The organism is Deltaproteobacteria bacterium, from assembly GCA_026712905.1.
Taxonomy (GTDB): domain Bacteria; phylum Desulfobacterota; class Binatia; order UBA9968; family JAJDTQ01; genus JAJDTQ01.
Window position 1 is genome coordinate 1 of record JAPOPM010000040.1, and the last position, 22,464, is coordinate 22,464.

Genomic DNA, 22,464 nt, shown 5'->3' on the forward strand with positions numbered 1-22,464 from the left:
CTGCGCCGGTGCAGCCGGTGCAGGGCCAACCGGACCTGGTGGTCGGGACGCCGACAGTGAGCGGCGCGAGTGTGGAGACGGGCGGGCCGTTCACCCTGTCGGCGACGGTGAGCAACGATGGCGACGCCGAGGCGCCGGCGACGACGCTCCGCTACTACCGCTCGACGGACGCGACGATCACGACGTCAGACACGGAGGTCGGCACCGATTCTGTCGACGCACTCGCGGTAGCCGGCACCAGCGAGCAATGGATCTCACTCACAGCTCCATCGACGGCGGGGACATACTACTACGGTGCTTGCGTGGACGCGCTGACAGATGAGTCCAATACTACGGACAACTGCTCCCGGTCGGCGAAGCTGGATCTGGAGGATTCGAGGACGCCACCGGGGACGGCGCAATATCCGAACCTTCAGTTGGGGACACCGTCGGTGGACGACGACCTGCCGGCCATGGGTACGTCGTTTATCCTGTCAGTCACGGTGACCAACGCGGGCGCCGGGACATCGCCCTCCACGAGGCTCCGCTACTACCGGTCTACGGATGAAACGATCACGACTGCGGATTTTGCGGTGGATGCAAGCACCCTGGTGGGACTTGACGCTTCCGGTAGCAGCGCTGAATCCATGACCTTGCCTGTGCCTACGACACCTCCTCCGGGCTTGTACTACTTCTACGGCGCGTGCGTGGATGCGGTGACGAGTGAATCCGACACGACGGACAACTGTTCTCCAGCGGTGATGGTTCGTGTTGCCAAGCCTGATCTGTTCCTCAAGTTTGGTGGCGGCTCTCTCAGGGTGGGACTGGGGGGAACCCTGGGTAAATGGACGTACGTGGAGAATCTGGGTGGTGGGACATCTGCGCCCTCGACTCTGAGATTCCTGCTTTCCGAGGATGACAAGACTGTCACGATGTCGGACACAACGGTGGCCACCGTTGACTTGCCATCCGTACGTCCTGGCTCCAGCTCCGGCCGTGTCGATGGGCGTATCCCCGCGCCATCGAACCCCGGCTGGTACGTCTACGGCGTGTGCGTGGATGCCGTGCCCGGTGAGACGAACACGAGCAACAACTGTTGGGAATATGGCGGTGTGTCGGTAGGAGAATTTGCATGTGAGCCGGACCTGGTTATGGCGGCGCCTGCCGTGACCGGCAACGACTTGGTAACCCGGGGGTCCTTCACCCTCTCGGCGACGGTGCGAAACAGCGGGTGCGCGTACTCGGTGGAAACGACCGTGCGCTACTACCGCTCCGCGGATGCCACGATCGACACGTCCGACAGGAGAGTGGGTAACGACGAAGTGGGACAGTTGGCAGGGACGGGGCTGGTTTATGAACCGGAGGGCAGCAGGCAGTCGATCGACCTCACTGCGCCGGCGTCTCCCGGCACGTACTTCTATGGAGCCTGCGTGGATTCGGTGGCCAGAGAATCGAACACGACGAACAACTGTTCGGCGTCCGTGCGGATCACGGTGTCATCCAGTGCCGGTCCCGACCTGGTGGTGTCTTCGGTCTCGGTGGACGACGCGACCAAGGGACCGGGGACGACATTCAACCTGTCGGGCACGGTGACCAACTCGGGCGGTGTGGACGCGGCGGCGACGACGCTTCGCTACTACCGCTCCATCGATTCGACGATCACGACGTCCGACACGCAGGTGGACACCGCCGATGTCGGCGCGCTGGCGGCGGCCGGCGCCAGCGACCATTCGACATCCCTGACCACACCATCGGACAATGGCACCTATTACTACGGCGCGTGCGTGGACGCGGTGGCGGGTGAGGCGAACGAGACCGCGCGAAACAACTGCTCGGCGGCAGTGCCGGTGACGGTCGACGAACGGCCGGACCTGGTTGCGTCGTCGTCGGCGCCGGCGGAGATGAAGCCGGGGGGTTTCTTCGTGTTGTCAGGGACGGTAACCAACGAGGGCGAAGTGGATGTGAGGGGGCGTCTGTTGGGGCGCTTTTACCGATCCGAAGATTCGACCATTACGACTTCGGACACGAATCTGTCGGGAGCAGGGATAATCTACGGCAATCACCTCGCTGCAGGGAGTTCAAGCACCGGAACCGAGTTCTTGAGAGCGCCAACGACGCTCGGCACCTACTACTACGGATTGTGTATCAACACGGTGCCGAACGAGTGGAACACCGCGAACAACTGCTCGGAGGCCGTGGAGGTGGAAGTCAAGGTGCGCCCGAACCTGACGATCCGAATGACCCAGGGCCCCTCGTACCAAATCCCACTTGTGCCCGGGGGGACTTTCCGGCTGTCGGCCCGCCTGGAAAACGAAGGGGACGGGGAAGCGGCGGCCACGACCGTACGATTCTACCACTCCACGAACGATACGATCTCAACGTCGGACATGGTGGTGGCCACCGTCGCGGTCGAAGCGCTCGCGGCAGGGGAAATTGAACATTACCCGTCGGGCGACCTGACCGCTCCGGCGGCACCCGGCAGTTACTATTACGGCGCGTGCGTGGATGCGGTTCCCGACGAGTCGGACACGAGCGATCACTGTACCCGCGCTACAACGCTGGAAGTACCGGTGCCGGCCCCGGACCTGACTGCGCGGGTTGACTCAACGACCGATAACAACCCGAATCCGGGAGGATCATTCACCCTGTCGGCGACCGTGCGGAACCGGGGCGCCCTGGCGGCCGGGGCGTCGACGCTGCGCTACTATCGATCGACGAGCCCTTGGATCCTCGATCCGTCGTCGGACACGGCGGTTGGCACGGACGATGTCGGCGCACTTGCGTCAGCGGCCAAGAGCGAAAAGACGATCAACCTGACCGCGCCGTCGATACCCGATGACTACTATTACTACGCGTGCGTGGACGCGGTGACGGATGAGAATGAAACCGATAACAACTGCCAGTTCTTTTCTCCTGTGAAGGTTACGGTCACGGCTCCAAATCTGGAGGTGGGGACACCGTCGGTGGACAATGCAAGCCCTGCGACCGGGGGACCTTTCACGCTGTCTGTCACGGTGACCAATTCGGGCAACGAGGAGTCGGCGGCGACGACGCTTCACTACTACCGCTCGACCGATGCCACGATCTCGACGTCCGACACGAAGGTCGGGATGGATTCTGTCGGCGCGCTCGCGGCTGCGGGGACCAGCGCGGAGTCGATCGATTTGACCGCGCCCTCCACGGCCGGCACCTACTACTACGGCGCATGCGTGGACGCGGTGTCCGGGGAGTCCGATACCACAAACAACTGCTCCGGGTCGGTGCAGGTCCATGTCGAGTAGCCCACTGCCGGCAATAACCCCTGACCAGTCCGTGCTGCGGCCGCCGTTATCGACTCAACGACCCCCGGAGTAATCGACATCGAGAAAATGGTGTAGGATGGTCCGGAGATCACGGGCGGAAGGAGCGGGCCGGGCAGTCTCGCCGTGTGCCTGGCGGGGAGAACGGAACATGAGCACGGACTATCTGCATCGGACACTTCGGGTCGGAGGCATCGAGACCCATTACCTGGAAGCGGGGGAGGGCCCCGACCTGGTGCTGCTCCACGGCGGCGAGTACGGCGCGTCGGCCGAGGCCACCTGGGGCACGGCCATTGCGAAGCTCGGGCGGACCTTTCACGTGCTCGCTCCGGACATGCTGGGCTACGGCCGCACCGCCAAGATCTACAGCTTCTCCGACCCCTCGGGGTTCCGGTTGACGCACCTCGCCCAGTGGCTGGAGGTGGTGGGCGTTGGCGAGGCCTTCTTCGTGGGCAATTCCGCCGGCGGCGGCACGCTCCTGAGAAGCTCGGTGCGGAATCCCTCGCCCTTGAAGATGAAGAAGATGGTGACCATCTGCGGCAACGCCGGGGTGTTCAAGAGCGACTTCCAGGCCGACCTGGAGGACTACACCCCGAGCCTGGAGAACATGGGCAAGCTTCTCAAGCTGCTGTTTCACGACGAGAAGTGGCTCACCCAGGAATGCGTCGAGTCGCGCTACAACGATTCCATCGCGCCGGGTGCCTGGGAGGCCCTGTCCGCGGCCCGTTTGAAGCGCCCGGGGTACGAGCGCGGCTCCACCATCGACGCCTTCGTGAAGCAACTGTCCACCGTCACGGTGCCCTTGCTCATCATCGGCTGTGACCACGACCCCCTCAACCAGCCCGACTGGGACGACCGGCTTCAGCGCATCGTCCCCGGTTCCACGACCCACCGGTTCCACGACTCGGCACACGAACCGCAGATCGAGGAACAGGACGCGTTCGTCGATGTGGTGACGGGTTTCCTGCTGTCTTGACACGGTCGGGGGCCGGATTTAACTTCGGAACAGGAGGCCCGGCCCGGTCCGGTTGATCGACATGGTCATTTACGATCTCACCTGCAACAACGATCACGGCTTCGAGGGATGGTTCTCGGGGCCCGAGAACTTCCAGGAGCAGCTCTCCCAAGGCCTGGTCGTCTGTCCGGTGTGCAACTCCACCGCCGTCACCAAGCTCCCCCATGCCTGCGCCGTACACACGAAACAGGAGGAGCGACCGGCTCCGCCGACGCAACGTCAGCCACAGGCCATGCCCCCGCCGGAACAGCTCAAGGAAGCGCTGATCCGGGTGCACCACTACATCGAGAACAACTTCGAGAATGTCGGCCATCACTTCGCCGACGAGGCCCGCCGCATCCACGCCGGCGAGACCGAGGAACGCCCCATCCACGGCACCGCCACCGCCGAGCAAAGGGAAGCGCTTGACGACGACAGCGTCCCCTACATGATGCTGCCGAAGCCGGAGCTCGACGGCTGAATCCGGCCGGTTGCCCGCCTCGCCAACCTTGTGTTTTGCGGCTGATCCGCTGCCGGACACCGGTACCCATGAACCCTGCACGGTGATTGACAATGCTCGGCCCCGTCTGTTACGCCGAGCAGCATGGACCCGCGCGAGATCCGGCACGTGTTGGGGCACTTCGCCACCGGAGTGACCATCGTGACCACCAAGGACAAGGCCGGAGTTCCCACGGGGATCACCGCCAACGCTTTCTCCTCCCTCTCCCTGACCCCGCCGCTGGTGCTGGTGTGCATCGACAAGAAGGCCAACTGCTACGAGTGCTTCGAGGACTCGGGCGTGTTCGCCGTCAACCTTTTGGGTGAGCACCAGGAGCAACTGGCCAACCGCTTCGCCACCAAGGGCATCGAGAAGTTCGAGGACACAGCCTGGCACATGAGCGGCAACGGCATCCCGCTCCTCGACCAGACCATCGGGTACATCGAGTGCACCGTCACCCAAGGCTACGAGGGCGGCGACCACACCATCTACCTGGGCGAGATCATCCACGCGGAGGCAGCGGGCGACCGCCCGCTGCTGTTCTACAAGGGCAAGTACCAGAGACTTCCTGAAGGCGGGTGATAGCGGGGCGCCTGGACTCGGTGCTTCGCACCGCCACGCCAGACCGCCGCGGTCAGCGCAGCTTCACGACCACATTTCGTGCGCCGGGCGAGACGGGGTTCCCGTCGTGGGCTCCGGCCGGTTCGCCGGCCTCGCGCGTCAGGGGGTCGCCGTCGCGGTCCAGCCGTGCGGTCAGATTCAGCGGGCCTTCGAAGGCCGTTCCCTGTATCATCACGTCGTTGGGACCCAGTGAAAAGGACACCGGAAAGGCCGGTGCGACGATACGCTTAACCGCCAGGGGCGGGCCGCCCTGGGCTCCGGCGGGCCGGGCGATGATGTAGAGGACGGCCCGGGCTCCGGTGCCCGGAGCATGTCCGGCTTCCAGCTCCACCGTGCCCTCGATGCGTCTCTCGGCGGGCGCCCCCGCCGGTTCCGGTGCCTGCTCGCCGATCCGCGCGATGATGTCGCGCACGGCATTGCGTTGCTCTCCCTGGGGCAGAAGGCCTTCCAGCCGCTCCAGGTGCTCGCGCGCGCCGGCCGGGTCGCGGCCGTCCTGAAACAGCACCATGCCCTTGGCCCACAGCGCCAGGGGGAAGTTGGGGGTGCGCGCGAGCGCGCGGTCCAGCGCCTCGAGGGCGGCCTCGACATGCCCGGCCTGGGCCAGGATCATCCCCATGTAGGCGTTGGCCGCGGGGTGGCCGGGATCGCGGCGCAACACGGTCTGGAAGGCCTGGATGGCGGCCTTGAAGTCCTTGCGCTGGAAGGCCTCCTGCCCCTGGCGCAGCGCGGCCGCCGGATTGCTGGCGCCCGGCTGTCCGATGCCGCCGGGACCGGTTCCCGTGAGGAAGTCGCCGGTCATGCTGTCCTCCGGAGACGTGCGCGGACGCACCGACTGGCCCAGGAGAAGCCCCAGGGTGACGCCCCCCGCCAGCAGCAGGGCGGCCCCGCCGGCCATCATCCACGACCGCTTGCTCCACCTGGAAGGAGTTGGCTCCGTCATCTCCGGCTCCCGCGCGTCCGGCTCCGGGACGGCCGCGGCGGCATCACCTGCCTCCCGCAGCAGTTCCACGGCCTGTCGTTCATACCGTTGTTTCAGGGACGCGTAATCGGCGTCCGACAACTTGCCCGCCTGGTGGTCGAATTCCAGCTCCCTCAGGTCCTGGTAGATGGGCGGGTTGGCGCTGCCCGGGGAGCCGGCCGTCTCCTCACCGGCGGCGACGGCCGCCCGTACCCGCTCCAGCAGCGCCGGATCCGGCATGCCCTCCGGCTCGCGCGTCCGGCGGCGGCTCCAGCGGCGCAGGTACCAGGCCGCGAACGCGAGACCGGCAAGGAGGACGACGAAGGGGAGTATCCAGACGGTCAGATTGAAGCCCTGGGCGGTCGGCGCCAGCAACACCCATTCGCCGTACTTGGAGACGAAATACGCGCGCACCTCGTCCGGCGTCTTGCCGGCCTGGAGCTGTTCCCGCACGATGCCGCGCATCTGCACCGCCATCTCCGCCGGGGAGTCGGCCACGGACAGGTTCTGGCACACGACACAGCGCAACTCCGATGAGATGGCGCGCACCCGGTCCTCCAGGGCCTGGTCGGCGTGTACGTGCACGGAGAAGGTCAATAACAGCGCGCCGAGCACCGCGGTGGCGCCGCCGGCACGGCGGCGTCCCGGTTCTCCCAACCGCGCCTTCTTGTCCTTTTTCCGGACTGTCATCGTATCGTCTGATGCTCGCCGCGGCCGCTCTCGGCGCTGGCGCGGTCGCGGCGAGCGTCCTCCAGCTTGGTGGCCAGCACCGCGGGCGGAATGGCGCCGACGTGCTTGTACGTGATCCTGCCGGCGGGGCTGACGAAGAAGGCTTCGGGAATTCCCCAGACGCCGTAATCCACCGCGATCTTGCCGTCCGGATCCTGCCCGTTGGCGAAGGTGATGCCGAACTCCTCGATGAACTTCCGCGCGTCCGCCTCCTTGTCCTGGATGTTGATGCCGAGGAACACCACGTCGTCTCCCTGGCGCTTCCAGGCCGCCTCCAGGTCCCGCGCCTCGGCCCGGCAGGGCAGGCACCAGGAGGCCCAGAAATCCAGCATCACGGTCTTGCCCCGCAGCTCCGACAGGCGCACCTCGCGGCCGTCGAACAAGGTCAGGGAGAAGTCCGGGGCGGTGTTTCCCACCAGCGGCGAGAGGATGTAGCGCGGATCGCGGTAGAAGCCGTAACCCAGCAGGATCACCAGGGCGCCCACCGCCATGAGGGTGAGCAGCAGCCTGCGCGCCGCCGGGCTCATGCTTCCTTCCGTCGAGCCGGACCCATGGGCAGGATGGCCATGAGCGTGCCCAGGGCCATGACCAGGCCGCCGAGCCAGATCCACAGCACCAGGGGACGGATCAGCACCTTGAGCGTGGCCCGGTTCTGCCCCACTTCGCTGAAACCCGAGAGGATCAGGTAGACGTCCTCCTTGAGGGTGCTGCGGAACACCGCCCGGCCGATGGGCGAATCCTGGATCGGGAAGAACTTGAGCGCGGGTGACAGGCGTCCGAGCTCATGACCGTTGCGCGACACCTGGAACGCGCCCTCCACCCGGTAGTGGGTGGGCTCCTGCGACCCCCGCAGCCCCTCGAAGGAGACTTGGTAGGGGCCCGCCGTGAGGCTCTCGCCGACGCTCAGAGTCGCCTCCCGCTCGATGCTGTAGGCCATGGAGCCGGCGATGCCCAGCACCACCAGAACGACTCCCAGGTGCACTACGAAACCGCCGTAGCGCCGCTGGTTGCGTCGCACGAGGGTGGCGAAGCCGCGGATCGGGCCCTCGCCCGCGAGGCGCCGGCGCGCGCGCAGCGAAAGCCACGTGTCGCACACCATGGTCCACACCGTGAAGGCGCACAGCGTGAACCCCAGCAGCGAGAAGAACGAGCGGATGCCACCGGCGAAGAGGCCCGCGGCCACGGCCAGGGACGCCACCATGGGCCAGGTAAAGTTCCGCTTGAGGTTGTCCCAGGAAGCCCGGCGCCAGGCAATGAGCGGCCCGACTCCCATGAGGAAGACCAGCAGCAGGAAGAGGGGAGCGGTGACGGCGTTGAAGTAGGGCGCCCCGACGCTCACCTGAACGCCGGCCACGGCCTCGGACAGGAGCGGAAACACCGTGCCCAGGAAGATGGTGAACAGGGCGGACACGAACACCACGTTGTTCAGCACGAACGCCGATTCCCGGCTCACCGCGGAGTCCAGCTCGGGCTGCCCGCGCAGTTGATCGCTGCGCCACGCCAGCAGCCCCAGCGACGAGACCAGCACGAACGCGAGAAACGCCAGGAAGTAGAATCCCACCGGGCCGGACGAAAACGCATGGATGGACGACAGGACGCCGGAGCGCGTCAGGAAAGTGCCGAAGATGGTCAGGCTGAACGCGATGATGATCAACAGCAGGTTCCAGGTCTTGAGCATGCCGCGCCGTTCCTGCACCTGCGCCGAGTGCAGGAACGCCGTGGCCGGCAACCAGGGCATGAAGGCGGCGTTCTCCACCGGGTCCCAGGCCCAGTAGCCGCCCCAGCCGAGCACGTGGTACGACCACCACGCGCCCACGATGTTGCCGAGGGTGAGGAAGAACCACGCGGTGATGGTCCAGCGCCGGGTGGCGACGATCCACGACTGGTCGAGCTGGCCGCGGATGAGCGCGGCGATGGCGAACGCGAACGGCACCGTGAGCCCCACGAACCCCGTGTACAGGAGCGGCGGGTGGCTCAGCATGTTGGCGTCTTCCAGCAGCGGGTTGAGGCCGCGCCCGTCGGCCGGCACCGGCGACAGGAGCTCGAAGGGGTTGGAGGCGAAGGCGATGACCGCCAGGAAGAACGCCGAGACGATGGAGAAGACCATCAGCACCCAAGGCATGAACTCGCGCATGCGCGCGCGGTAACACCACGCCACCAGCGCCGAGAAGATGATCAGGATCCATTCCCACAGGAGCAGCGAGCCTTCGAGGGCGCCCCAGAGGCCGGTGACGCGATAATAGACCGGCGTCGCCCGGGTGGTGTTGAAGGCCACGTAGCGGATGGAGAAGTCGGTGGCCACCAGCGCGTAGATCAGCGCCCCGGCGGCGACGGTGACGAAAAGGAACTGGCCGGCGATGGCGTAACGGGCGGAGGCGTAGAAGTGCTCGTTGCCGGTGCGCGCGTGCAGGACGGGAGCGGCGATGCCCCAGAGCGCCAGCCCGAAGGCCAGCAGGACGCAGGTATGTCCCAGGGTTCCGGTCACGAACCCCCCGTGGGCCGCGCGGGCACGAAGCTGCGCACCGTGGAGGGATCCTCGCCCTCCTTGTACGGGCTGTACTCCTCGGCGTGCTTGGCCATGACGATGGAGGCCTGGAACACCCCCTCCTTGCTCAGCCTTCCCTCCACCACCGCGCCCTTGCCCTCCGAGAAAAGGTCCGGGGGCACCCCCTGGAAGAATACGGGAATGGACTGCTGGCCGTCGGAGATCTTGAAGCGGAAGGTGCGCCGCCCCAGGTCCTTCTCCAGCGATCCGGGCAGCACCATCCCGCCCACCCGCAGGAAGCGGTCGGGCGCGCCGGTCTCGGCGTGGAGCTCGCTCGGCGTGACGAAGTAGACCACCGCGTTCTGCATGGCGCCGTAGATGAGATAGGTCAGGGCGCCGACGATGACGAGGCCGCCGATGAGAAACCGCCTACGCTTCATGGCCGTGAGCCTCCTTCCCGGTCCGCGGGATCTCCATGGCCGCGGTCTTGCGGATGCGCCGCTTCAGCAGCACCACGTAGAGCAGGACGGCGCCCCAAACGGTGCCGTAGGCAAGAAAGACGAAGCCCCATTGTCCCATGGTTTCGAACCTCCGCAAAGCGTCGTCAGCTTGCCTCGAAGAGCCGGCTCCGGCGCACCCGGTCCTCCACCTCTCCCAGGTGGATGCGCAACGACAGCAAATAGAAGAACAGCACGAGAAACGCCAGGAAATTGATCCCCAGGGGCCACAGCATCGCCGGATCGATGTTGTCCCACGGCGCCTTGTCCGGGCGCAGGATGGAAGGCGGCTGGTGCAGGGTGCGCCACCAGTACACCGACATGTGGATGAGCGGGATGTCGAGGAAGCCGATGATGCCCACGATGGCGCCGGATACCGCGCCGCGCCGCGGGTCCTCGATGAGCGAGCGCAGCAGCAGGTAGGCCGAGAAGATCAGCAACAGGATGGCCGTGAGCGTGAGGCGTGCATCCCAGGTCCACCACACGCCCCAGGTGGGTTTGCCCCAGATGGAGCCCTCCACGATGGTCAGGGCGGTGAACAGCACGCCGATCTCCGCCGCCGAGTGGGCCAGATTGTCGTCCCGGCGCTCACCCTTCCACAGGTACAGGCAGCTACCCACGAACACGATGAAGAACGCCAGGTACGCCACCAGGATGCTGGGAATGTGGAGGTACATGATGCGCTGGGTCTCGCCCTGGCGCGCGTCGGGCGGCGCCTCCACCAGGCCCCAGTACAGACCTGTCAGGATGAGTATCAGTGCCAGCGTGCCTAGTATTCGTCGAGCCATGGAATCCTTGTTCATGTCCCACGGAGAGGCGCCTTGCAGCAGAAGTTACGTTTCCCCTCAGAGGTCGGGTGGGTGGGTATTCAGCCATGATAGCACTGGCAACCGCACTTCCCAACATCGGGCCCACTTCTCCGGGAAGAAGAGTCGGCAAGGAGAGGACTATGACGAGAAGATCCGAGACGTGCGCGCGAATATCCAAGAGGGCGCTGGTCCGGCAAACCGGTGTTGATGCACCGGATCCATGAGCCGTGCCTGCCGTGCCGCCGTAGGCTTCCGGTCAGCGTTTAGGCAGGGTCACCAGGACTTCGAGGCCGCCGCCTTCCCGGTCGCGGAGGAAGATGTCGCCACCGCAGCGCCGAATCGCGTTCCGCGCGATCGGGAGGCCGAGTCCCTCGCCGCGGGGATTGCGGTCGCGCGCGGTCGGGAGCCGCTTGTAAGCCACAAAGGCCGCTTCGCGCTCCGCCGCCGGAATGCCGGGGCCGCGATCGCCGATCACGATCCGAACCGTCTCGTCATCCTCCGAAAGTTCGACATCGGCCTCGTCACCATAGTCAATGGCGTTGTTGATGAGATTGGCGAGCGCGCGCCGGATGGCCGAAGACTGGCAGTTCAGCACGATGCGGCCGGGGCCGCGATAGCGCGCAGTCCGGCCCGCATCGCTTGCTGCATCGCATAGCGCCTGCACGAGTGATGCCAGATCAACCTGTTGCTGCGGCTCGTCATTCGACGAGGAGCGGGCGACCTCATACGCCTCATGCAACATGCTCTCCAATTGCGCGAGGTCACCTTCGGCGCGGTCCCGCTTGGAGTCATCGCTTATGTCTTCGATAAAGAGCTTGAGTCTGACAAGCGTCGTCCGCATGTCGTGCGTCAACGCGGCCAGAGCCCATCCAAGGTCTCTTGCCACAGACCGCATATCTTCCTGTGAGGCCTTCAGTGCACTCGCGATGCGGCGAGTTTCGCGGGGGCCGACCGCCGACGCGGGATCGTCAAGGGAGAGACGCCGGATCGACCCCGTCGCCAGATAGGTCGCCACACCGGAAAGCAGGATACCACCTGTGGCGACGGCGAGTAGCCAGCCCGCCATTCGCCATGCCCAGCCAGGCGAAATCGTATCGGTCGCGGTGACAAACGCCGTATAGCGGAAGTACCTGCCGGACTTGGATCTGTACTCGACCGCCATGATCGCCTTGCGTCGGCTCGGCATAGGGTCGAACTGCTCGCTGCCCCCAAAGTTCGTGCGATAGTGGGTATCCTGCGGCGGGTTTTCATTGTCCCGGAAGTAAACCGCCGTCACTTCCCCGTTTCCCACCAGACCACGTTCCCTGAGGGCTGAAGATAGCGAAACAACTCCAAAGTCCTTCACTTCTGTTCCCTCGCCACTTCCCCTCTTCGCTTGTCGTCTATTGCAGTTGTTGTCCTTGGCCAAGGCATAGCACCGTGCATCGGTGAGAAAGAGCGGCTTCTCTCTAAAGGACTGTACGGGCAACGCCACGCCGCCTATCGCCCCCATCAGCCTCTCCTCACTCCGCTTCGCTTCGCCTCTTTCCAATGTCTCTACAAGCGCAACGATCCGACGAACGTTCTGCTGGAAAAGGTATTTCGCGGCGCTGGCGCGATCCCAGTGATAGCTGTACGCGCAGAGTGCGAGCAAGGGGACGAGAACCGACGCGAAGATCGCAGTCCCACGCAGAGTCATCGTATCGCGCCGGCGCAGGGAGCGCCGAACCAACTGCATTATGGCCTCTGCACCGGGACAGCCAAGATGTAGCCGCCACCCCGTACCGTCTTGATGAATTCGGGAGCCTCCGGGCTGCGCTCAAGCTTGTTGCGGAGCCGACTGACGTGCACGTCAATGCTCCGGCCCGAAGCGTCGCCGGGACCGAGCAGCTCGTCGCGTGCGAGCACCTTCCCCGGCTCCCGGAGCAGTGCCAGAAGAAGTCGGAATTCGCCGTCAGTGAGCCCAACCAGCACACCGCCTGGGTCGCGCAACTGGCGCCGCAGGGGGTCTAGGCTCCAGCCCTCGAACGCATACACGTCTCCCACGCGGCCCACCGTTCCGTCCCTCCCATTCGCGCGTCGCAGAACCGCCTGGATGCGCGCGAGTAGTTCGGTATCGCGCCACTGGAGTGGCGGCTCCGGTTTAGCAATGAAGTCGTCTGCGCCCGCTTCCAAGAACTGGATGCGGTCGGCCGGCCCACCCTGCCCGGACATCATTATTGCGGGAAGCCGAGTTTTTTTTTCGTTCAGACTGCGGATCAAGGCTAGTGTATCCAGGTTCGGCATCGCAAGGTCGAGAAGCAAGAGGTCGAATTCACAGGCCGTCAGCAGCCGATCCGTCTCCTCCTTCACCTCGTTGCCGCTTTCTGGGCTCTTCACCTCGAACCCGCGACCCACAAGAAACGCCGTTGCCGCATCGCGGTCCGCCGGTTCGTCGTCTACCACGAGGATACGGGTGCTGGAAGCAGACATCATGACCTCAATTTTAGCTGGGCACGTGTAATTTTGCAACAATATGAATTGCTTCACAACAAATAACCTGAGGAAGGAGACGCTGCCTACCACGCATTGATAAGACAGTCAAACTTTTTATGTCGAAGTATTGCATTCAATTGCAAACATGAGATGACTGCAAGAATAGTGGCGCTCGATATCCGGCTTGGAAAGGAGACTGGCTATGCAACGACTGGTCATAATGGCGGCTGTCGTATCCGCTGTCGTCGCCGTATGCACAACAACTACGGCACTGGCGGATCAGATCAGGGGGCCGTTTACACACGGGAAGCTGAACGTGTTCGTCCTACGCCCTGACGTGGGGATAGCGCACCGGAACCGTGACTCCGTTTCGATCAAGACTGCGCTGGCAAACGGGGCGCTTCGGATCTTCGAAACGGGACGGATCGACAAGCTGAGAGTGGAGAACAACGGCGACCGCCCCGTCTTGCTCCACGTTGGAGATCTATTCACCGGCGGGATGCAAGATCGGGTCGTCAAGGGGTCCGTATGGATACCTCCGCGCTCGGGACGCATGACCATAGATGTGCTTTGTGTCGAGGCAGGCCGTTGGGCACCCGCAAGCTTCGACATGCAATTCAAGGCTGCTGGCGTCAAGATGCCCAACGCCACGCAAATACTGGCGCACGGCCAGCATGGGGTCTGGGCATCGGTTCCTCGATATCAGTACCTCCTCGCAAAGGCGCTCGGAAAGCCAGTAATAGATGATCACCATCGGTCGAGTCTGCCCCGCAGCTTGGGGAAGTTGTCCGAAGCACCCGAAGAAGTTGTGGAGGCGTTTTCGGGGGTCACCCTCGAAGGCGCGACAGGCTATGTCGTCGTGAAGGACGGCTGGGTGGTTGCAGCGGAGCAGTTCGGGAGCTCGGACCTCCTTCTTCAAGCATGGCCTAAACTCATTCGGTCCGCCGCGGTGGCAAGCCTCCTCGCGCCGTCAGGTTCCGGGAGCGTCGCCTCGACCACCGACGTGAGAGCGTTCCTTCAAGACTCCATCAAGGCCGGACGGGTGACCGACGTTGTCGAGCCGGATGGCGCTCTTCTGCACCGCGTCTTCGAACTCGCCAGTACGCCGCTTAATGATCACTACGGCCCTGCGGTCCGTTCCATGCATCAGCCTGGCATCAGGTTTATGCCTGGCCTGAGGCACACCGCGCCGTGAACCGTTGGAAGATGCCAAACCGGCAACTCTGCTGACCGACAGGCGCCGTTGCCGCCGATCATGCGTGGTCATCCGTGTCCCGGCCTACGTTCCGGTGGTGACGGCGAACGGCGCGACGGCCGGGTCGACATTTCGGAAGGCAACTTCGATGACGAGAGGGAAGCATGTTCTCTAGCTTTTTCCCGGAACCAAGAGTGCTTTGGCTCGCTGCGACATCGTGGGCGGTCGCGGCATTGCTTGTTTGGAACTTGATCGCCTACGGCTGGGGGGATGCGACGGGCCTTGGCCGACTGTGGCCCTACCTGTACGTCTTTCTCGTACACGCCGCGTTCGTCGTCTTCTGGCTCCGATACCAGCCGCATAAATGGGCTCGCTGGTCCGTAGGGGGTGGCGGGGTCATCATCTTTGCGACGTGGTTCCAGGTGCAACTGGATGTCATGATCAACGACTGGGTAGGCGTCTTCTATAACAGCATCCAGAAGGCGCTGGCGGAACCCGGCTCGGTCAGCGCTTCAGGCTACTTTGATCTCCTGTCTAGGTTTTTCATCATCGCGGGAGTCTACATCATCACTGCGATGCTGACCAATTTCTTCACCAGGCACTATGTCTTCAGGTGGCGGACGGCCATAAACGACAGATACGTGGCGCTGTGGCCGCAGGTTCGTGGCATCGAGGGGGCGTCGCAACGCGTGCAGGAAGACGCCATGCGGTTTGCGCTCATTCTTGAATCCTTGGGATCGCGTTTCATCGACGCCGTGATGACCCTCGTTGCGTTCCTTCCAATCCTTCTCGGACTCTCGGTGCACGTCAAGGAAGTCTCTCTGGTCGGTGAAGTGGCGCATGCCCTGTTTTGGGTCGCGTTGGGGTGGTCAGCCTTCGGCACGGGGCTCCTGTTGCTGGCCGGGATCCGGCTGCCGGGGCTCGAATTTCGAAACCAAAGGGTCGAGGCGGCCTTTCGCAAGGAGCTGGTCCTCGGTGAAGACGACGAGGACAGGGGGCAACCTCCTGCGCTGACGGAAGTGTTCGAGAACGTGCGTCGAAACTACTATCGCCTCTACCTGAATTACGCGTACTTCGACGTCGTTCGATACAGCTACCTCCAGGCGGGTGTGTTGGTGCCGTTCGTCGTCCTCGGCCCAAGCATCCTGTCTGCGGGGTTCACTTGGGGTGTGTTGCAGCAAATCCTGCGTGCGTTTCGCCGGGTCCAGGAGTCCTTTCAGTTTCTGGTTCATTCCTGGACGACCATCATTGAGCTGATGTCAATTTACAAGCGGCTAGCCGCCTTCGAGAGAGCGATCACAGGTGATAGGCAGGCCGCCATCGAATTCGAAACCGCACCTCGAACGCCGACAGGGTAGCGGGTGCCTCAGCCGTCCAGCACCCATTCCAGCAGCAGGAAGCCGGCGGTGATGAAGATGAGGTCGAAGCCGACCAGGAGCCGGAACCAAGGCACCAGTTCCGCGGCCGTGCCCGCGCCGAGGATGATCTGAAGCGTGCGCACGGTGCCGAGGATCACCGGGATCATCAGCGGGAAGAGCAACACCGGCAGCAGCAGCGCCCGGGCGCGCGCCCGCAACGTCACGGCGGCGAACAGGACCCCCACCACCGAGAAGCCCAGCGTCCCCAGCAGGGTGTAGAGCAGCACATTCGGCAGGAGATGCCAGAAGTCCAGCCGAAACAGGATGCCGAAGAGCGGCAGAATGCACAGTTCCAACAGAAACATGAGGGAGAAGTTGAAGAAAACCTTGGCCAGGTAGTAGGCGCCCCGGTCCAGGGGCGCGAGCAACAGCGCGTCGAGGCAGTCGTTCTCGCGGTCTCCCTGAAAGAGTTGATTCAAGGCCAACGTGCCGCTGAACATGAATGCCAGCCACAGGAGTCCAGGCGCCATGCGCGATACGTTCTCGCTGGAGATCTCGAAGGCGAAGGAGAAGAGGAAGAGCAGCGAGAGGCCGAAGAAGAACATCGACAACAGGTTGTCGCGGCGGCGCGCCTCCAGCACGAGGTCCTTCCACAGGAGCCAGTAGATCTGTCCGAGCGCGCCGGTCAACGGGGGCCGCCGGAGTCTTGCGACAGCAGCGCGTCGAAGGCGCTGTGGAAGCTGTGCCACGGGTCCCGCCTGGGTTCGTCGAAGACGATCCGTCCCCGGTGGAGCATCACCGCCCGGGTGCAGCGCTCGAGAAGGCGCGGCACGTCATGGGTGGCCAGCACCACGATGCCGCCCGCCGCGCAGGTGGATTCGAGGAAGCGGTTGAGCACATCCACCCCGGAGGGGTCCAGCGACCCGTAGGGCTCGTCCACCAGCAGCAGCCGGGGCCGCACCAGCCTCCACTTGGCGATGGCGAGGCGGCAGCGCATGCCCAGGGACAGGGCCGAGACGTATTCGTCCCGCTTCTCGTGCAGGCCCACCTCGTTCAGCACCATGGCCCGATGGTCGGCGGCGACATCGTTGCGGTAGAGGGAGACGAAGAAACGCAGGTTCTCGCTCACCGTGAGGCTGTCGTAGAGGTGGGCGCCCGAGGCCAGAAACCCGATGGAGCGGCGCAACGGCGAATTCCCGTAGGAGAGCTTTTCCCCGAACAACTCCACGGCGCCGGCCGTGGGGTAGGCGAGGGCGGCGAGCACTCGGAGCAACGTCGTCTTGCCGGCGCCGTTGGGGCCCAGGATCCCCACCCATTCGCCGGCGCCGATCTCCAGGCGCACGTCCCGGAGCGCCCAGAGAAAGCCGTAAACCTTCGACACGCTGTCCATCCGCACGCTCAATACGGTCTCCATAACCGGCCGAGGCGGCCGTCTCCCCCTGATGGGGTCCATCAGACCCACGAATTCCTGAATATAGCGGGTCGAGGCCAAAATCGCATGTCTCGGGTTTCCCATGCGCGAGTGTCGCGTCCAATACGACATCCCGGCGGCGGCCCGCCCGGCCTGCTTGACTCGCCGCGGGAGATTCGTTAATCACTACCAAGTCAGTACGCCGGGACCCGGTCCCGCGTACGACCCCTCCATAACCTGACCCGGATGGGTGGAACCGCGGAATCCAAGGCCACCGCCCGGATCCAGGCCTCCGAGACCGGAATCCAACGTCAGGAATAATCGACCAGAGGAGAGTCATGGCAAACTATCTACAAGTGAAGGTGCCGGAACAGGGCGAAAAGGTTACGCTTTCGGACGGCAACCTGCAGGTTCCCGACAATCCCATCATCCCGTTCATCGAGGGCGACGGCATCGGAGTGGACATCTGGGCGGCGGCGGAGCGGGTACTGGACGGCGCCGTGGCCAAGGCCTACGGGGGCAAGAAGAAGATCTCCTGGATGGAGGTCTACGCCGGCGAGAAGGCCGATGCGGTGTACGGCGACGACTGCCCGCCGAGCCTGCTGCCGCAGGAAACCGTGGACGTCATCCGCGAGTACCTGGTGGCCATCAAGGGTCCCCTGACCACGCCGGTGGGCGAGGGCTTCCGCAGCCTCAACGTCACCCTGCGCCAGGTCCTGGACCTGTACGTCTGCCTCCGGCCCGTGCGCTATTTCAAGGGCGTGCCCTCGCCGGTGGTGCGGCCCCATCTGGTGGACATGGTGATCTTCCGCGAGAACACCGAAGACATCTACGCCGGCATCGAATGGGAAACCGGCACGCCCGAGGCCGAGAAAGTGGTGAAGTTCCTGCGGGACGAGATGGGAGTCAAGAGCATCCGCTTCCCCGACACCGCCAGCATCGGCATCAAGCCCATCTCCATCGAGGGCTCCGAGCGCCTGATCCGCGCGGCCATCCGCTACGCCGTGGACCACAACCGGCGCAACGTGACCCTGGTGCACAAGGGCAACATCCAGAAGTACACCGAAGGTGCCTTCATGCGCTGGGGCTACGCGCTGGCCAAGCGCGAGTTCGGCGACAAGGTCATCTCCTGGGAAGACTGCGGCGGCCGGCCGGACGAGGGGCAGATCCTCATCAAGGACGCCATCACCGACGCCTTCCTGCAGCAGATCCTCACCCGCCCCGACGAGTTCGACGTGATCCCCACCATGAACCTCACCGGCGATCTTATCTCGGACGCGCTGGCGGCGCAGGTGGGCGGCATCGGCATCGCGCCGGGCGGCAACATCAACTACGACAGCGGCCACGCCCTGTTCGAGGCCACCCACGGCACCGCGCCCAAGTACGCCGGCCAGGACAAGGTCAACCCGGGTTCGGTGATCCTCTCCGGCGAGATGATGCTGCGGCACCTGGGCTGGGACGAGGCCGCGGACCTGGTGATCCAGGGCCTCGAGGAAACCATCGCGCAGAAGACCGTCACCTACGATTTCGAGCGCCTCATGACCGGCGCCAAGCTGCTCAAGTGCTCGGAGTTCGGCGACGCCATCGTGGGGAACATGTAACGCAACGGGAAACGCTACGGAACCATGAGCATTTCAAGACGCAAGATCGCACTCATCGGGGGCGGCAACATCGGCGGCACCATGGCGCACCTGTGCGCCATGAAGAAGCTGGGCGACGTGGTGCTCTTCGACGTCGTCGACGGGCTGCCCCAGGGCAAGGCGCTGGACCTGCTCCAATCCGCGCCCGTGGAGAGCTTTGACGCCAGCATCGTCGGCACCACCAGCTACGAGGACATCGTCGGCGCCGACGTGTGCATCATCACCGCCGGCATCGCGCGCAAGCCGGGCATGAGCCGGGACGACCTCCTGAGCACCAACGCCAAGATCATGTCGCAGGTGTCCGAGAACATCAAAGAGTACGCTCCCGACGCCTTCGTCATCGTCATCACCAACCCGCTGGACGCCATGGTGACCCTGTGCCAGCGGGTCACCGGCTTCCCCAAGAACCAGGTGGTGGGGCAGTCGGGAATCCTGGATTCGTCGCGCTACCGCACCTTCATCGCCCAGGAGCTGAACCGCTCGGTGGACAGCGTCGCCGCCATGGTGCTGGGCGGCCACGGCGACGACATGGTGCCGGTCCGGAGCACCTGCCAGGTGGGCGGCGTGCCCGTGGAACGGCTGATCGCATCCGAACGGCTGGACGAGATCGAGCAGCGCGTGCGCATGGCCGGAGGCGAGATCGTCGCGCTCCTGAAGACCGGCTCGGCGTTCTACGCGCCGGCGTCGGCGGCGGTGCGCATGGCCGAGGCCTACCTGCTCGACAAGAAGGAAGTGCTTCCCTGCGCGGCCCTGCTCGAAGGCGAGTACGGCGTCCAGGGCTACTACTTCTGCGTGCCGGTGCTGATCGGCGCGGGCGGCGTGGAGCAGGTTATCGAGATCGACCTGTCGGCCGGCGAGAAGGCCCAGTTCGACGAGTCCCTGTCCCACGTCGAGGAGATCGTGGGCGCCATGGACCGGGTGCTGGCCCAAGGTTAGACTGTCAATTCCATTGGACGGCTGCCGGGCGGTTTCGAGCCCGTCCGGCGTCCATCCCAGTCCCTGCATGAATATCCACGAATATCAGGCGAAACAGTGGCTCGCGCGGTTCGGCGTGCCCGTGCCCCAGGGCCGGGTGGCCGCCAGCGCCGACGAGGCGCGCGCGGCGGCGCGCGAGATCGGCTTCCCGTGCGTCGTCAAGGCACAGATCCACGCCGGCGGCCGGGGCAAGGCCGGCGGCGTCAAGGTGGTCCACGGCGAGGACGAGGCGGCCGCGTTTGCCGAAGGCCTCCTGGGAAAGCCGCTGGTGACCCACCAGACCGGTCCCGAGGGACGCGTGGTCCGGCGCGTGTGGGTGGAAGAGGCGTCGCGCATCTCCCGTGAGCTCTACTGCAGCATCGTGCTGGACGCCGCGGCCGGCGGCCCCGCCATCATCGCCTGCCGCGAGGGCGGCATGGAGATCGAGGAGGTGGCCAAGGAGACGCCCGACGCCATCATCATCGAGGTGGTGGATCCGCTGGTGGGGGTGCAGCCGTTCCAGATCCGCCACGTGGCGGGCCGGCTGGGATTGGCCGGCAAGGAAGTCTCGGCCTTCGGCGCGCTCGTCAGGAGCCTGTACGACGCCTTTCTCAAGTCCGACTGCATGCAACTGGAGATCAACCCGCTGGCGCAGTTGGAGGACGGGCGGCTGCTGGTCCTCGACGCCAAGATGAACTTCGACGGCAACGCGCTCTTCCGCCACGCCGACGTGGTGGAGTTGCGCGACATCACCGAGGAGGATCCCAAGGAGGTCAAGGCCTCGGAGCTGGGCATCTCGTACGTGGCCCTGGACGGTAACATCGGCTGCATGGTGAACGGCGCGGGCCTGGCCATGGGCACCATGGACATCATCCAGCAGTACGGCGGCATGCCGGCCAACTTCCTCGACGTGGGCGGCGGCGCCAGCAAGGAGATGGTGGGACAGGCGTTCCGCCTGCTGCTCTCCGACGACAAGGTGCGCGGCGTGCTGGTGAACATCTTCGGCGGCATCATGCGCTGCGACGTCATCGCCGCGGGCATCATCGACGCGGCCCGGGAGATCGGCGTCAACGTGCCCCTGGTGGTGCGCCTGCAGGGAACCAACGTCGAACAGGGCAGGGAGCTGCTGTCCAACTCCGACCTGAGCATCATTCCGGCGGACACCATCGCGGACGCCGCGCAGAAGATCGTCGAGGCGGTGCGGACGGAGGAAGGGCGCGCATGAGCATTCTCGTCGACGCCGAGACACGCGTGCTCACCCAGGGCATTACCGGCGCCACCGGCCAGTTCCACACCCGTACGTGCAAGGAGTACGGTAGCCGGATGGTGGCCGGCGTCACTCCCGGCAAGGGCGGCACCGACTTCGAGGGGATTCCCGTTTTCGACACCGTGGAACAGGCGGTGCGGGAGACCGGCGCCAACGCCAGCGTCATCTATGTGCCGCCACCGTTCGCGGCGGACGCCATGATGGAATCGTCCGCCGCCGGCGTACCGCTGGTGATCTGCATCACCGAAGGCGTCCCGGTCCAGGACATGATGCGCGTCAAGCGCTACCTGGCCGACCGCGGCACCGTGCTGGTGGGACCCAACTGCCCGGGCGTGATCACCCCGGACGCGTGCAAGATCGGCATCATGCCCGGCCACATCCACAAGCGCGGGCGCATCGGGGTCATTTCCCGCAGCGGCACGTTGACCTACGAGGCGGTGGACCAGCTCACGCGTCTGGGCATGGGACAGTCCACCTGCGTCGGCATCGGCGGCGACCCAATTCGGGGGCTCAACTTCGTGGATGTGCTCGCCCTGTTCAACGAGGACGACGAGACCGAAGCGGTGGTGCTCATCGGCGAGATCGGCGGCAGCGCCGAACAGGACGCCGCGGAATGGATCCGGGCGCACATGAAAAAGCCCGTCGTGGGCTTCATCGTGGGCCAGACGGCCCCGCCGGGAAAGCGCATGGGCCATGCCGGCGCCATCATTTCCGGAGGCAAGGGCACCGCCGCGGAGAAGGTCGAGGCGTTGCGCGCCGCGGGCGTGAGCATGGCGCCGACCCCGGCGGACATCGGCCAGACCATGAAGGAGAGGTTGGGATAATCCGTATGGAGCGAACACTGTCGATCGTCAAGCCGGAAGCCGTCGCGGGCGGCCACATCGGAGATATCCTGAGCCGCTTCGAGCAGGCCGGCCTCAAGGTGGTGGCGGCGAAGCTGACCCGCCTGGACAAACAGCGGGCGGAGTCCTTCTACGCCGTGCACCGCGAGCGGCCGTTCTTCAACACCCTCACCGATTACATGTCCACCGGGCCCATCTTCGTGTCGGTCCTCGAAGGGGACGGGGCCATCGCCCGTAATCGCGAGATCATGGGCGCCACCGATCCGGCCAACGCGGCGCCGGGAACGATCCGGAAGGACTTGGGCACCGACGTGGAGGCCAACGCGGTGCACGGCTCCGACGCCCCCGAGACCGCGGCCGCGGAAATCGACTTCTTCTTCAGCGACGACGAGATCCAGTCTCCCACCGCCTGAGACTTCAGGGGAGGTCCCAAGGCGTCAAGCACGTCATCGATTCGAAATCGCACCGCCGCT

21 protein-coding genes are annotated in these 22,464 nt (G+C 64.9%); 11 read left to right on the forward strand and 10 right to left on the reverse strand.

Features of this window, described 5'->3' with window-relative positions; all coding sequences use genetic code 11:
• Positions 1–38 precede the first annotated feature (38 nt).
• From OXF11_03090 to OXF11_03105, 4 genes are all read left to right on the forward strand, one after another.
• Positions 39–3,260, forward strand: a complete 3,222-nt coding sequence (locus tag OXF11_03090) for a hypothetical protein (GenBank protein ID MCY4486086.1) — start codon at positions 39–41, stop codon at positions 3,258–3,260.
• Positions 3,261–3,429: 169 nt separating this feature from the next.
• Positions 3,430–4,254: an alpha/beta hydrolase gene (locus tag OXF11_03095; protein MCY4486087.1), complete on the forward strand. Its 825-nt coding sequence runs from the start codon at positions 3,430–3,432 to the stop codon at positions 4,252–4,254.
• Positions 4,255–4,315: 61 nt separating this feature from the next.
• The gene (locus OXF11_03100; protein MCY4486088.1) at positions 4,316–4,753 is read left to right on the forward strand and encodes a DUF1178 family protein; all 438 of its coding nucleotides are present in this window, start codon (positions 4,316–4,318) and stop codon (positions 4,751–4,753) included.
• A gap of 123 nt (positions 4,754–4,876) precedes the next feature.
• A complete protein-coding gene (locus tag OXF11_03105; GenBank protein MCY4486089.1) occupies positions 4,877–5,353 on the forward strand; it encodes a flavin reductase family protein in 477 nt (158 codons plus the stop codon).
• Positions 5,354–5,405: 52 nt separating this feature from the next.
• Here the strand turns inward: OXF11_03105 and OXF11_03110 are convergent, their stop codons facing one another.
• From OXF11_03110 to OXF11_03145, 8 genes are all read right to left on the reverse strand, one after another.
• Positions 5,406–7,040, reverse strand: coding sequence for a cytochrome c-type biogenesis protein CcmH (locus OXF11_03110; protein ID MCY4486090.1), 1,635 nt, complete (start codon positions 7,038–7,040; stop codon positions 5,406–5,408).
• Positions 7,037–7,606 carry a redoxin domain-containing protein gene (locus OXF11_03115; protein ID MCY4486091.1) on the reverse strand — a complete coding sequence of 190 codons (570 nt, stop codon included), beginning with the start codon at positions 7,604–7,606 and terminating at the stop codon, positions 7,037–7,039. Before OXF11_03115 ends, OXF11_03110 begins: the two co-directional genes overlap by 4 nt.
• A complete protein-coding gene (locus tag OXF11_03120) occupies positions 7,603–9,564 on the reverse strand; it encodes a heme lyase CcmF/NrfE family subunit (GenBank protein ID MCY4486092.1) in 1,962 nt (653 codons plus the stop codon). Before OXF11_03120 ends, OXF11_03115 begins: the two co-directional genes overlap by 4 nt.
• Complete coding sequence (ccmE, locus tag OXF11_03125; GenBank protein ID MCY4486093.1) at positions 9,561–10,004, reverse strand: cytochrome c maturation protein CcmE; 444 nt, start codon at positions 10,002–10,004, stop codon at positions 9,561–9,563. The genes OXF11_03120 and ccmE overlap by 4 nt, the downstream gene beginning before the upstream one ends.
• Positions 9,994–10,143: a hypothetical protein gene (locus tag OXF11_03130; GenBank protein ID MCY4486094.1), complete on the reverse strand. Its 150-nt coding sequence runs from the start codon at positions 10,141–10,143 to the stop codon at positions 9,994–9,996. Before OXF11_03130 ends, ccmE begins: the two co-directional genes overlap by 11 nt.
• 25 nt (positions 10,144–10,168) lie before the next feature.
• A complete protein-coding gene (gene ccsA / locus OXF11_03135; GenBank protein MCY4486095.1) occupies positions 10,169–10,849 on the reverse strand; it encodes a cytochrome c biogenesis protein CcsA in 681 nt (226 codons plus the stop codon).
• Positions 10,850–11,126: 277 nt separating this feature from the next.
• Positions 11,127–12,587, reverse strand: coding sequence for a HAMP domain-containing sensor histidine kinase (locus OXF11_03140; protein MCY4486096.1), 1,461 nt, complete (start codon positions 12,585–12,587; stop codon positions 11,127–11,129).
• The gene (locus OXF11_03145; protein MCY4486097.1) at positions 12,587–13,378 is read right to left on the reverse strand and encodes a response regulator transcription factor; all 792 of its coding nucleotides are present in this window, start codon (positions 13,376–13,378) and stop codon (positions 12,587–12,589) included. Before OXF11_03145 ends, OXF11_03140 begins: the two co-directional genes overlap by 1 nt.
• A gap of 148 nt (positions 13,379–13,526) precedes the next feature.
• Between OXF11_03145 and OXF11_03150 the strand changes: the two genes are divergently transcribed.
• Both OXF11_03150 and sbmA read left to right on the forward strand, forming a co-directional pair.
• Positions 13,527–14,519: a hypothetical protein gene (locus OXF11_03150; protein MCY4486098.1), complete on the forward strand. Its 993-nt coding sequence runs from the start codon at positions 13,527–13,529 to the stop codon at positions 14,517–14,519.
• A 164-nt stretch (positions 14,520–14,683) separates the two neighbouring features.
• A complete protein-coding gene (sbmA, locus tag OXF11_03155; GenBank protein MCY4486099.1) occupies positions 14,684–15,877 on the forward strand; it encodes a peptide antibiotic transporter SbmA in 1,194 nt (397 codons plus the stop codon).
• Between the two features lie 8 nt (positions 15,878–15,885).
• On the opposite strand, the gene OXF11_03160 is transcribed toward sbmA, so the two are convergent.
• Both OXF11_03160 and ccmA read right to left on the reverse strand, forming a co-directional pair.
• Complete coding sequence (locus tag OXF11_03160) at positions 15,886–16,566, reverse strand: heme exporter protein CcmB (protein MCY4486100.1); 681 nt, start codon at positions 16,564–16,566, stop codon at positions 15,886–15,888.
• Positions 16,563–17,258 (reverse strand): heme ABC exporter ATP-binding protein CcmA, encoded by a 696-nt coding sequence (gene ccmA, locus OXF11_03165; GenBank protein ID MCY4486101.1) that lies wholly within the window; start codon positions 17,256–17,258, stop codon positions 16,563–16,565. Before ccmA ends, OXF11_03160 begins: the two co-directional genes overlap by 4 nt.
• 368 nt (positions 17,259–17,626) lie before the next feature.
• Between ccmA and icd the strand changes: the two genes are divergently transcribed.
• From icd to ndk, 5 genes are all read left to right on the forward strand, one after another.
• Positions 17,627–18,889 carry an NADP-dependent isocitrate dehydrogenase gene (gene icd / locus OXF11_03170; protein ID MCY4486102.1) on the forward strand — a complete coding sequence of 421 codons (1,263 nt, stop codon included), beginning with the start codon at positions 17,627–17,629 and terminating at the stop codon, positions 18,887–18,889.
• Positions 18,890–18,919: 30 nt separating this feature from the next.
• On the forward strand, positions 18,920–19,864 hold the full coding sequence (mdh, locus tag OXF11_03175; GenBank protein ID MCY4486103.1) for a malate dehydrogenase: 945 nt from the start codon (positions 18,920–18,922) through the stop codon (positions 19,862–19,864).
• 67 nt (positions 19,865–19,931) lie between these two features.
• On the forward strand, positions 19,932–21,107 hold the full coding sequence (gene sucC, locus OXF11_03180) for an ADP-forming succinate--CoA ligase subunit beta (GenBank protein ID MCY4486104.1): 1,176 nt from the start codon (positions 19,932–19,934) through the stop codon (positions 21,105–21,107).
• Positions 21,104–21,973, forward strand: coding sequence for a succinate--CoA ligase subunit alpha (gene sucD / locus OXF11_03185; GenBank protein MCY4486105.1), 870 nt, complete (start codon positions 21,104–21,106; stop codon positions 21,971–21,973). The genes sucC and sucD overlap by 4 nt, the downstream gene beginning before the upstream one ends.
• A complete protein-coding gene (gene ndk, locus OXF11_03190) occupies positions 21,973–22,404 on the forward strand; it encodes a nucleoside-diphosphate kinase (GenBank protein MCY4486106.1) in 432 nt (143 codons plus the stop codon). Before sucD ends, ndk begins: the two co-directional genes overlap by 1 nt.
• The last annotated feature ends 60 nt before the right edge of the window (positions 22,405–22,464 follow it).